The organism is Chryseobacterium proteolyticum, assembly GCF_046591535.1.
Lineage (GTDB): Bacteria > Bacteroidota > Bacteroidia > Flavobacteriales > Weeksellaceae > Chryseobacterium > Chryseobacterium proteolyticum.
On the sequence record NZ_JBJLWK010000002.1, the window covers coordinates 912,968 to 925,853 of the forward strand.

Sequence of the window (12,886 nt, forward strand, 5' to 3'; positions counted from 1 at the left end):
AATACATGTAAAAATGAAAACACGTACACCCATTTCTATATACATCATTGTAACCGTAGGATTAACAGTTATGGCATTCGAAATGTTTGCTCACGATTCCGGTTATTTCAGTTCCCCATTCTTCTGGGCATTATTACTGATTGCCACCATTCTCCTTTTGATCATGAACTCGATTGGAGATCTGGTGGAAAATGAAAAATTCAGCAGATTGAGTTCGTATGAAAAACAAGAATACCTTAGGGAAAAAAGTACTCCTTATTTTCAGAAACTCTGGAATTCTGCTTTTAAAAAGCAATCACAAACAGAGGAAAAAGACATTCTCATCGATCATGGTTTCGACGGAATTACGGAACTGGATAATTCATTACCCAAATGGTGGATCGGACTATTTTATTTCGGAATTATTTTCTGTGCTGTATATATGCTGGCTTTCGCCTTTACAGATTATGCACATCCGGATGCAGAATATGATAAAGAGACCAAAGTAATGCTGGCTTCCATTGAAGAATACGAAAAAAATGCTCCCACCATTAATCTGGAAACAGCAAAATACAGCGCTGATAACATCGCAGAAGGTGAGCAACTTTTTAAAACCAATTGTGTAACCTGCCATGGTGATGGTGGCAGAGGAGGTATTGGTCCCAATTTAACGGATACATACTGGATCAATATTAAAGAAAAAAGCCTGTTTAAAAATGTTTTCTGGATGCTTGAAAATGGTTCACCGAACAATCCAGCTATGAGACCATTTGTTAAAGAAGGGACAATTACCGGAAGGGATGCTGAAAAAATTGCCGCTTATGTTTATCACATCAATCAGGAAACCACACCCATTACTGTTACTCAGGGTGGCGCTGCACCCCAAGGTGAAGAAGTAAAATGGGAGAATAATAATCAGTAAAAATATAAACTAAACTTTTCAACTATGTCTCGCCCCCTTTTGAAAACTAACTAACATTATATTATTTTCGATACCTTTTTCATACTTGAAAATAAACAAAAGGGGGCTTTTTTAAAGAAAAAAAATCAATCCTTGCTTTGGCTGTTGTCTCAATTATTCACTTCACTTCGACACAACTAAAATTCCATAAATGGCAGCCAAGGCAGGATTTTTGCATTCTCCAGAGGGTACCACACCAGGTAATTTTTTAAATAGTATTAATTATCTTTGTTCTAAACCCTATCACATTTGAAACTGAAAATCAATAAAAGAAAACTCCTAAGACGCACTGCCATTACCATTATATCGATATTGGTATTTCTTACCTTACTTATTTTAAGCTTGAGACTTCCGGCAGTTCAAAACTTCATCAAAGACAAACTTATTGTTTATCTTGAGAAAAAAATCAAAACAAAAGTAAGCCTTGAAAGGGTCTATATAGGTTTCCCTAACAGCCTGGTTATGGAAAATCTTTATTTAAAGGGGCAGAATATTGATACACTTCTTGCTGTAAAGAAGCTCGATGTAGGCCTGAACATGCTTAAACTTATTAATTCTACAGCAGATATTACTTCTGTTGATCTTGAAGGGGTACAGGCCAACGTGGTAAGAAAAAAAAGACGGAAAATTCAATTTTGATTATATTATCGATGCCTTTGCCACTTCTGATAAAGAAGAAAGTCCTTCGAAACCGTTTATTATTTCATTGGATAAAATCAAATTAAAAGATATCGGGGTTACTTTTAATGACCAGCAATCCCGAAACGATATTAAATTATATTTTAAATCTTTTGACACCAGGGTAAAAACTTTTGATTTAAATAAAAATAGCTACGCCGTTAATGATATCAACCTCGATGGACTGAAGCTCAAATTAAAGCAGGATATTGTAGAAGAGGTTTCAAAAAAAAGTTGAAAAGAAAGTAGATTCTCTTAACCAGAAAAAATCAATGAGTATTGGATTAAGGGGAATTAAGCTGACAAATTTTGATATAGATTATGGGGATGACAATACCAAAACTTTTGCAAAAATTGTATTTAAAGAATTAAGTACTAAGGTCAATAAGCTGGATCTTGATAACAACTCTTACAACGTAGCCAATCTGTTTCTTTCCGGAGCAGATATTAATGCCAATCTTTATCTGCCGGCTCAAAATGCCAATCCCAAAAACTCAAAAGAAGAGCCTAAGCCTTCTGCGAATGCTGAAAAAGCAATGAAAATACTTTTGGGGAAGATGGTTTTGAACGATGTGAAAGTAGCATACAATAATACCGCGATTACTCCTACAAAGCAGGGAATGGATTTTAACCATCTTAATTTTTCAAAAATGAATGTGGAGGTCCGTAGTTTCAAGATGGAAAACAATACGTTTGCAGGAACTGTAAGCTCTGCGGAAATTAAGGAAAGTCGTGGGCTGGATATACAGAAATTCAATACAGATTTTGTATATGGTGAAAGACAGGCCTATCTGAAAGATCTTTATTTGCAGACCTCAAAAACAATTCTAAGGGATGAGGTTGTTTTGGAGTATAATTCAATCGAACAACTCAGTTCAAACCTGGGCGCAGTAAAAATATCAGCTAACATTAAAGATTCCAAAGTAGGATTTGCCGACATTTTAAATCTGGTTCCAACTTTAAGGACAACGGTTCCGTTTAATAAATATCCTAATGCAATACTTGCAGTTAATGCAAATGTAAAAGGAAATGTAAATGATCTGCTGATCCAGAATTTTAAATTATCAGGGCTTGATCAACTAAGGGTTTCGGCATCAGGAAGAATTAAAAACGCCATGAATCCCGATCAGTTATATTATGATCTGAAAATTGGCGAACTGTCATCTTCTGCAAAAACAATCTTTAACCTGGTACCTAAAAATACTATTCCATCGAATATTTCCCTTCCATCAAATTTCAGCATCAAAGGGACAGCGAAAGGAACCACGAAGATGGTTGATACCAACCTCAACCTGTATTCCACTCTCGGAAATGCTGCAGTTATTGCCAAGGTGGATATGCGCAGAAAAAATCATGAACTCTATGATGTAAAGGCTAACTTGCAGGGAATACAGGTGGGAAAAATTATACAGAATAAGGACATTGGCTCGGTTACAGCACAAATCTCTGCAAAAGGAGAAAGTTTTGACTTCAAAAAAGCAAAAGCAGATCTTAAAGGACATGTTGCTTCAGCAACCTACAAAGGATACCAGTACCGAGATATGAACCTGACCGGAAAAATTGATAATGGTGCTTATAATATCCTATTGGATTCTAATGATCCTAATGCCAACCTGAAATTAACAGCCTCGGGAATATATAATGAAAAAAATCCTACGATAAAGGTTAATGGAAATATTATCAAAGTAGATCTCAATAAACTAGGCTTCTACGATAAACAAATGATTATCGGTGGAAAAATAGAGGGTGACTTTACAAATCTGGATCCGGATCATCTTAATGGTTATCTGAATCTCCAAAATTTCGCGTTCTCAGATACCAAAGAAGTTTATCCTGTTCAGGAAGTAACGCTGAAAGCAAGTTCGGCAAATGATTCAACAAGCATTGTCCTCAATTCTCAGATTGCTGATGTCGAGCTCAAAGGAAAATACAGGTTAACGCAGATCTTCGGATCGTTGGCTCAGACCATTAACCAGTATTACCAGTTTCAGAAACCTGATAAATCTCAAAAGATCGATGCAGGGCAATATTTTACCTTTAATGCAAAAATTAAAAATGATGATCTGATCAGAAAGTTTGTTCCGGATCTTAAAAGTTTTGAAACAATCAATCTAGCTGGAAATTATAATGCTGACTCCCATAAAATTGAAATCGACGGACAAATTCCTCAATTACTATATGGTGAAAACTCCATTGAAAATGCCTCACTTAAAGTAACGAATGAAAACGAAGCCCTGCAATATAATTTGAATGTTGCCGGATTGAAAAGCTCAAGTTTTGCTTTAAATAAAATAAATATTGGCGGAGATATTTCTGACAACACTATCAATTATAACATCACGACCAAAGATCAGAAAGATGTGACGCAATTCCTGATAGCCGGAAATGCCAAATCACTGAATGACATTACAGAAATCTCGTTAAATCCAAACGGCCTCAAATTAAATTATAATGACTGGACCGTTGCGGAAGGAAATAAAATACAGATCAGTAGCAAAGGAATTGTAGCAGATAACTTCAGACTTTCCAACACGGGAAGCGAAATTTCCCTTCAGTCCGAAAGCACATCTCCTAACAGTCCTTTAAATATTTCATTAAAGGATTTCAAGATAGAAACAATCACAGAGATCGTTAAAAAGGATTCTCTACTGGCGAAGGGAACGATCAACGGTACAGCTCAGTTAAGGGATCTTACAAAGGACATGACATTTACCTCAGACCTCAACGTTTCTGATCTTTATGTATTTGGAAATCCAATCGGGAACCTTGCTGTAAAGGTTAACAGTACTTCACCTAAGCTTTTAAATGCCAATATCGCATTATCAGGCAATGATAATGATGTAAAGATCATTGGAGATTATAATACATCATCAAGCACATTTGATTTAGACATGGCTATCAATAAGCTTCAGATGAAAAGTGCCCAAGGCTTCTCAATGAATGCCATTACCAATACGGAAGGATACCTTTCCGGAAATCTTAAGATTACAGGAAGTACGGATAAGCCTAATATCCTCGGTAAGGTAAAATTTAATAATGTTGGGCTTGAGATAGCAAAGACGGGAAGTGATTTCAGAAAACTGAATGATGAGATCGATTTTACCAGCCGTGGAATTGAGTTCAATCAATTTAAAGTGAATGATAAGGATGGAAATGCACTTGTCGTAGACGGGCAGGTCCTTACACAAACCTATAGAGACTTCGCCTTCAATCTTGATGTAAACGCTAAAGATTTTAAGGTTGTAAGTTCTGAAAAATCCAATGATGCCATGATGTACGGGATTCTTGCTATCGACGCAGGACTGCATATCCGTGGTAATCTGGATCTTCCGAAAGTAGATGGAAGATTAGCCGTGGCGGATAATACTGATTTTACATTTGTCCTTCCTCAATCCAGCCCGTCATTGCAGGAAAGAGATGGAATCGTGGAGTTTGTAGATCAGGATCAGGTGGTTTTAAACAAAACAATCAAAGCTGACTCTTTGAAAGCTCAGAGCCGCATTAAAGGCATGGATGTAAGTGTAAATATCGAAGTAAGTAAAGAAGCAAAAATGTCAATTGTTATTGATAAGGCCAATGGTGATTTTGTAAAACTGCAGGGAGAGGCGGAACTCACCGGAGGCATTGATCCATCCGGAAAAACTACCCTTGTGGGTGTTTATCAGGTGGAAAAAGGATCTTATGAGCTTTCTGTAAGTGTACTTAAGAGAAAATTTGATATTCAGAAAGGGAGTACCATTACCTGGACAGGAGAGCCTACTGCAGCCATTATGGATATTACGGCCATTTATAAAACCGAAACGGCTCCAATTGACCTAGTTGAGCAACAATTCACGGGTGATGCTGCTACATTGAATCAATTCAAACAAAGAATTCCTTTCAATACGTTGTTAAAAATGAAAGGTGAATTACTGAAACCACAGATTACATTTGACATCACTACAGATAAGAAAAATAATGCTGTTTCATCTACTGTAACTGATGCAGTTGATCAGAAACTTACCCAGCTCAGAACTCAGGAATCGGAAATGAATAAACAGGTCTTCGCTTTGTTATTATTGAACCGTTTTATTGGAGAGAATCCATTCCAAAGCAGCGCAGGAATGTCTGCGGAAGCAATGGCAAGACAAAGTGTAAGTAAAATCCTTTCGCAGCAACTGAATAACCTGGCTTCAGGACTTATTAAAGGAGTTGATCTAAATTTTGGGCTGGAATCTTCCGAAGATTATTCTACCGGGCAGAAAAATACAAGAACCGACCTCAACGTAGATATTAGTAAAAAGCTACTAAACGATCGTCTTAAAGTAACGGTGGGAAGCAATTTCGGCCTGGAAGGTGATGCCAGACAAAATGAGAACACAACCAATATCGCAGGAAATGTTACTGTGGATTACAGTCTTTCCAAAGATGGCAGATATATGCTGAGGGCTTATCGTAAAGATGAATATCAGGTAGCCCTGCAAGGACAAATTATTGAAACAGGTGTCGGTTTCATTATTACATTGGATTATGACCGATTCCGGGATATTTTCAGGAAATCAAAACAGGACAAACCAAAAAAAAGAAAATAAAAATAACCAAGTGGTAGAGTTTAAATAAATGGGAAATACATTCAAAATATATCTTACATCTTTATGTGCATCGGGATTCGCTGCCATTTCACTTTCGTGTAGCAATACAAAGTTTCTGAAAGAAGGACAAATGCTATACACCGGTGGTGAAGTAAAAATTGAAAATGATACCATCTCCAAAAAAGAGAAAAAAGAACTTCAGGCCGCTTTGGAAGAAAATCTGGTTCCCAAACCTAATTCAACCATTCTGGGCCTACGACCAAGGTTATATTTTTATAATATTGCCAAAGAACCTAAAAAAGAAAAAGGATTCAATTACTGGCTTAAATATAAGGTGGGTGAGAAACCCGTCTTATTAGGAGACGTTGACCGTGAATTCAATAAAGACATTATTGTTAATTACTCCGAGAATAAAGGATATTTTAATGCTAAAGCCACTTATGATACGATTTCCAAAAACAAAAAAGCAAAAGTCATTTATACATTAAGACCAGGAGCCCAATATCTGATCAGCAACGTAAAATTTCAAAAAGATTCTACTCTGGTTAATCGCGAAATTCAAAATTTAAAAGATAAAAGCTTACTGAAAAATGGAAATCCATTCGACCTTGGTGTTATTAAGTCGGAACGTGACAGGATTGATAACGGGTTGAAAGAAAAAGGATTTTATTATTTTCATCCTGACAATATTATTGTTCAGGCAGACAGTACAGTAGCCAAAAATCATAAGGTTGAGCTTAATGTAAAACTAAAAGATGATACACCTGAACTTGCAACACAACAGTTCGGTATCGATAAGGTTATTGTATTCCCCAATTATAATCTTCAGGATGTAAAGCAGGGAAAATACAGTGTCCCTATGAATCCGGATTCACTATCAAAATATGTTTATGATGATATCTACGTTATAGATCCGCAGCATAAATTCAAACCTAAGATCTTTGACAGAGCATTATATTTTAAAAAAGGAGATCTTTATAACCGGACAAATCATAACCTTTCATTAAACAGGCTGATTAGTTTAGGGGTTTTTAAGTTTGTGAAAAATGAGTTTATCGTTTCGGATTCTTTGCAACACAAATTTGATGCATATTACCTGTTAACACCTCGGGAAGTACAATCTTTACGCCTTGAGGCTTTAGGGAGAACCAATTCAGCAAGCTACGCGGGTAGTGAGCTCAACTTAAACTGGACCCACAGAAATTTTTTCAAAGGTGCTGAACAATTCAAAGCATCTGTATACGGAGCATTTGATGTACAGATGGGAGGACAACAATCTGAAGCTAAGAATATGTATCGTGCGGGAGCTAATGTACAGTTGTCAATTCCTAGGATTGTTGCTCCTTTCCGCTTTAATTCTTCGAGTGCTTTTGTTCCAAGAACAAATATCAGTTTAGGATATGAATTCCAGAACCGTACGCAATATTACACATTGAACAACTTTACAGCATCTTTCGGCTATGTATGGAAGGAAAATGCTCGCAAAGAACATGATCTGAAAGTGATTGATATTACGTTGGTTTCCCCTGCCAATGTAACTCCATTGTATAAATCTATTGCAACCACACCAGCACAGCAAAGAATTGTAGAAAAGCAACTCATTTTCGGGCCTACATACTCCTATACTTATACCAATACCATGTTACCCCAAACCAATACTATCTATTATAAAGGTACACTGGACTTGGCAGGAAATATTACAGGCTTGCTGACAGGAGCTAATGCAAAAAAAGATAAACAAAAAGAAATTTTTGGAGTTCCATTCAGTCAATATGCAAAAATTGAAAATGATTTTAGATTTTACCATAAATTTTCAGAAAAAACTAATTTCGCATCAAGAATAATTGCCGGAGTTGCATATCCTTATGGAAACTCAGAATTCATCCCTTTTTCCAGACAGTTCTTTGTGGGAGGAAGTAACAGTATCAGAGCATTTAGAGCAAGAACTTTAGGGCCGGGAAGTTTTGATCCAAGGTCCCTATCACAAGGATTTTCATTTGATCAATCAGGAGATATTAAACTAGAAGTAAATGCAGAATATAGAGCAAATTTATATAAATTTTTAAATGTTGCTGCTTTTGTGGATGCTGGAAATGTCTGGTTAATCAATAGTGACCCTTATAGACCAGGAGGAAAATTCTCCAAAGATTTTTTAAGCGAAATAGCTGTAGGTGCAGGAGTTGGTCTAAGACTTGATTTCTCTATTTTAATTCTAAGGCTCGATTTAGCAATGCCGATACGTGTTCCTTATTATGAAAAAGGGGACCGATGGACTTTTAACAGAATTAATTTCGGGGACAGCAGCTGGAGAAAAGATAATCTTGTATTAAATATAGCAATCGGATATCCATTTTAATATGATCAATAATATAAAATTTTTCTGGGAAGTTTTAAAAGAAACGTTTAGTGAATGGAATAGTTCAACCGCATCAAGGGATTCGGCAAGCTTAGCTTATTACGCTATTTTTTCAATCCCGGGACTATTAATTATTATTATCTGGATAGCCGGAAACTTTTTTGGTGAAGAAGCCATCCGCGGGCAGATCAGTACTCAAATCAGCGGATTAATGGGGGAAGATGTTGCTAAAAGTGTAGAAAATATGATTGCCGGAGCATTGATCGATAAGCAGAATATTTTCATGAAAGCAGTGGGGATCGGTTCTTTGGTTTTTGGTTCTACTACTTTATTTTTTCAGCTGCAACATTCGTTAAATACTCTTTGGGATGTTCAATCAGCACCCAAAAAAGCATTGATCAAATTCCTTCTTGATAGAGCGAACTCACTTGGAATGATCCTTATTCTTGGATTTTTATTAATGATCACGATGATTCTTTCATCAGCGATTAGCCTTTTTAATACATGGATCACCAATTATTTCGGGTTCGAGACGTATATGCTGGTTGAACTGGTCAATTTTGCTGTTGGCTTTGCGCTCGTTATGCTTCTATTTGCTTTGATGTTCAAATTTCTCCCGGATGTACAGATCAGCTGGAAACCCGTATGGAAAGGTGCAATTTTAACAACTATTTTATTTACATTGGGTAAATTTTTATTAAGCCTGTACTTCAGTAATTTCAAACCGACTTCGACCTTTGGAAAGGCAGGAACCGTGATCCTTATTATGATGTGGATTAATTATTCCTGTATGTTGATATTTTTCGGAGCTGAATTCACTAAAGTATACTCTTACAAAAAAGGCTATAAAATTGTTCCTTCCAAACATGCCAAATGGAGTGATGCAAAATTATATGAAGACAGTCACAGAGATGTATCAAAACAAAACCAACAAACTTAATAAAAAAGCCTCCCGAATCCGGAAGGCTTATATTTTACATTCTGTTTACGGTTCCTATTCCCAGTAACCCTAAAGATTTTTTTTATAGTTTTTGCCGTCAGATCAGATAAATTTAAACGGGTTTGTTTTAAATCTCCTTCTTCAAGTTTTACAATCGGTGTACTTTGATTCTGATAAAATGAATTATAAGATTTTACCAAATCGTAAACATAATTAGCGACAAGAGCAGGACTTAATGCCTCGGCAGCTCTTTCTACAATAGTTTTATAATTCGCCAGTAACATGATTAGCTCTTTTTCAAATTCATTCAGCTCTACTGCAGAAGCTTCTTTATATTCATAGTTAGCTTTTGACAATAAGGACTGAATACGTGCATATGTATACTGAATGAATGGTCCCGTGTTTCCATTGAAATCAACACTATCCGCCGGATTAAATAGCATTTTTTTCTTTGGATCTACTTTAAGCATAAAATACTTCAATGCACCTAACCCAACAGTTTCATAAGAAGATTCTCTTTCTTGATCCGAAAGCGTTTCAAGTTTTCCTAATTCCTGAGCCTTTGATTTAGCAGTTTCGTACATTTCCTGCATCAGATCATCAGCATCCACTACAGTTCCTTCACGGGATTTCATTTTTCCTTCCGGAAGTTCCACCATTCCATATGATAAGTGGAACAGCTGATCAGCCCACTCATAACCCAGTTTTTTCAATATCTTGAACAACACCTGGAAATGATAATCCTGCTCATTCCCTACAGTATAAATTAGTTTCTGAATATCATTCTGCTTGAATCGTTCTACTGCGGTTCCCAAATCCTGAGTCATATAAACTGATGTTCCATCCGAACGCAATAAAAGTTTTTGATCCAATCCCTCATCCGTCAGGTCACACCAAACCGATCCGTCTTCTTTCTGATACAAAATCCCTTTATCAAGTCCTTCCTGAATAAGATCTTTACCTAAAATATAAGTATTGCTTTCGTATTGAACCTGATCAAAATCAACTCCCAATCTTTTATAGGTTTCATTAAAACCTTTATAAACCCAGCTGTTCATTTCTGCCCATAAACTTCTTACTTTATCATCACCGTTTTCCCAATCCTGCAACATTTTTTGAGCTTCTTTCATCAAAGGAGCTTCTTTTTTGGCCTGATCCTCTCCTATTCCCTGTTCTACAAGATCAGAGATTTCTTTTTTATAGTTTTTATCAAATTCTACATAATAGTTTCCAACGAACTTATCTCCCTTGGTATGAGTGGTCTCAGGAGTTTCTCCATTTCCAAATTTTTCCCAAGCCAGCATTGATTTACAAATATGAATTCCCCTGTCATTAATGATCTGCGACTTGATCACATCATATCCGGCCTCCTTTAAAATCTGGGCCACAGAAAACCCTAACAAATTATTTCTGATATGCCCCAGGTGAAGAGGTTTATTGGTGTTTGGCGAAGAATATTCCACCATAACTGTAACATTTTTCTTATCAATATTTGAAAAGTCTTCACTTATTGATTTGAGCTGATCTACAAAGAATTGGTTTTTAACCTTTACGTTCAAAAATCCTTTAATAACGTTAAAGCTTTCGAACAAGTCGGTCTGTGCAGTAAGTGATTCTCCCAATTCTACTCCGATACTTTCAGGATTTTTTTTCAACTGCTTTACCAATGGAAAAGTGACAATTGTAAAATCTCCTTCATATTCAGTTTTATTTTCCTGAACTTCAAGGTTGATTTCTTTCAACTGATATACATTCAAAATGACCTCCGAAAGTTTTTCCTCTATTATATCTTTAATATTCATGTAATTATTTTTATTTTTCCGCTATAATACTAGCTGTAACAAATCATGAGCAAATGAAACACTTTTGAGGTGATTCATTTCAAAATTTTGAAGTACAAATATACGGAAATAAAAAAAACCGCCCGAAGGCGGCCTAACATGAATGTGAAATATATTAAGGTGTTAAAATTTATCCCAGAATAACTTTGTTTGTAACTGATCTCCTCCAATGGCAGCTGCTGCCTGATTGTAATTACTTCCATTCAGAGTAGTTTCACGTACAGGATAAGTAAACCTGTTTGGCACAGGAGCTTTTGTTGCTGCAGGTAATCTTAAAGCAGGAGCATCATATTTTCTCCATACAGTCCAAGCTTCGAATCCTCTATTATACATCGCAATCCAGAATTGCTTACCAATTTTTTGCTTCCATGTGCCAGATGCTGTAGCATAATTTACATTAGCCTTAGCAAGATAAGCCGCTATATCCACAGAATCGATGCCCCAGTACTGCATATTTGCAGTAATCGCTTGTGTATAATAAGCCGCTGCAGGTAAAGGGACATTATAGCCTCTCTCTTTCGCTTCAGCAAGTAGAAATGAGATTTCGGAATAATCCATTAAATCTCCTTTAAGGTCAGGATTAAAAAAAAACTTTCCCGATATGGCTGTAATCTGTATAGGTATTAAAACTTCCATAAATACCTCCAACATAAGGAGTTTTATTATTGTCAAAAAATACATTCCTTCTTGGGTCCTGTAAATCATTTAGGTAGTCTACGAAGGTATCCGCAGGAACAAAGTCCTGTCTTCCGCTTAAAACCAGATCAGCATACAATGGATTAGCATTAGCAATATTACTTTCATACCTTAGAATAAAGTTATCCTGATTAGAAGAGATGAGCCCTTGTGTGAAAGCGGCTTCTGCTTCTGTCTTTGATAATGAAGGATCGGCATCTGCTATTCTCATAGCAAGTTTGAATCTTATTGAAGCAGCTAATTTTTTCCATTTGGTATGATCTCCATCAAAAACAAAATCTTTTTCAAAACCAGTCGACTTAGGATCAATATCACTATAAGCTTTTGTTATTTTTAATAATAGATCTTTATAAATAGTAAAAGCATCATCATAAGCAGGCAAAGTTCCCTCTACCCCTTGTAATGCTTGTGAGTAAGGAACATTACCAAATAGATCAACCAATTGCTGCCACGTATAAACCTCAATGATTGAAATGTAGGCAGTTTGATTTTTTTTTCTGCCCCAATGTAAGTTTAGGGTCTTTATTAATAGATTCCTTGGCTTGCTTTAAATTATAAAGAACTTTCGTATAGAGAATGTTCCAATGATTATCCGGAATACTTCTGTTTCTTATACTATAATTGGTTTCATCGACATACTGAGTCTGTGTCCATTGCTGAGCAAACAACCGGAATACATTTCGATTAACATTGGTATTACCCATTTGATCAAAAAGGCTTTTCACCCCATTTGTAAAAAGAAAACTCCCGGGAACTTCTGCAGGATTTTTCGGATCTTTATTTAAATTTTCGTAGTCTTCATTAGTACATGAAAACAGGGATAAGCTTAAGAATGAGCCTATAATTATTTTTTTCATTTTCTTA

At 36.1% G+C, this 12,886-nt stretch carries 9 protein-coding genes and 1 pseudogene; 6 read left to right on the top strand and 4 right to left on the bottom strand.

Annotation, left to right across the window (positions count from 1 at the left end):
- Positions 1–13: 13 nt before the first annotated feature.
- The 6 genes from ACJ5H0_RS10340 to ACJ5H0_RS10355 all read left to right on the top strand — a co-directional run bounded on the left by ACJ5H0_RS10340 (position 14) and on the right by ACJ5H0_RS10355 (position 9,485).
- The gene (locus ACJ5H0_RS10340; protein ID WP_411249356.1) at positions 14–901 is read left to right on the top strand and encodes a cbb3-type cytochrome c oxidase N-terminal domain-containing protein; all 888 of its coding nucleotides are present in this window, start codon (positions 14–16) and stop codon (positions 899–901) included.
- 288 nt (positions 902–1,189) lie between these two features.
- Positions 1,190–1,579, top strand: a complete 390-nt coding sequence (locus ACJ5H0_RS23145) for a hypothetical protein (protein ID WP_458796241.1) — start codon at positions 1,190–1,192, stop codon at positions 1,577–1,579.
- A 67-nt stretch (positions 1,580–1,646) separates the two neighbouring features.
- Complete coding sequence (locus ACJ5H0_RS23150) at positions 1,647–1,856, top strand: hypothetical protein (RefSeq protein WP_458796242.1); 210 nt, start codon at positions 1,647–1,649, stop codon at positions 1,854–1,856.
- Positions 1,857–1,890: 34 nt separating this feature from the next.
- Entirely contained in the window at positions 1,891–6,189 is a 4,299-nt protein-coding gene (locus ACJ5H0_RS10345; protein ID WP_458796243.1) for a translocation/assembly module TamB domain-containing protein, read from the top strand.
- A 28-nt stretch (positions 6,190–6,217) separates the two neighbouring features.
- A complete protein-coding gene (tamL, locus tag ACJ5H0_RS10350) occupies positions 6,218–8,545 on the top strand; it encodes a translocation and assembly module lipoprotein TamL (protein WP_345991977.1) in 2,328 nt (775 codons plus the stop codon).
- A gap of 1 nt (position 8,546) precedes the next feature.
- Positions 8,547–9,485, top strand: a complete 939-nt coding sequence (locus ACJ5H0_RS10355) for a YihY/virulence factor BrkB family protein (protein WP_411249358.1) — start codon at positions 8,547–8,549, stop codon at positions 9,483–9,485.
- A gap of 34 nt (positions 9,486–9,519) precedes the next feature.
- On the opposite strand, the pseudogene argS reads toward ACJ5H0_RS10355, so the two are convergent.
- From argS to ACJ5H0_RS10375, 4 genes and pseudogenes are all read right to left on the bottom strand, one after another.
- A pseudogene (argS, locus tag ACJ5H0_RS10360) lies at positions 9,520–11,287 on the bottom strand (arginine--tRNA ligase).
- Positions 11,288–11,449: 162 nt separating this feature from the next.
- Positions 11,450–11,884, bottom strand: coding sequence for a SusD/RagB family nutrient-binding outer membrane lipoprotein (locus tag ACJ5H0_RS10365; protein ID WP_411249360.1), 435 nt, complete (start codon positions 11,882–11,884; stop codon positions 11,450–11,452).
- Positions 11,885–11,906: 22 nt separating this feature from the next.
- Positions 11,907–12,464, bottom strand: coding sequence for a SusD/RagB family nutrient-binding outer membrane lipoprotein (locus ACJ5H0_RS10370; protein WP_411249362.1), 558 nt, complete (start codon positions 12,462–12,464; stop codon positions 11,907–11,909).
- Positions 12,465–12,483: 19 nt separating this feature from the next.
- Positions 12,484–12,879, bottom strand: coding sequence for a SusD/RagB family nutrient-binding outer membrane lipoprotein (locus ACJ5H0_RS10375; RefSeq protein ID WP_411249364.1), 396 nt, complete (start codon positions 12,877–12,879; stop codon positions 12,484–12,486).
- Between the last annotated feature and the right edge of the window lie 7 nt (positions 12,880–12,886).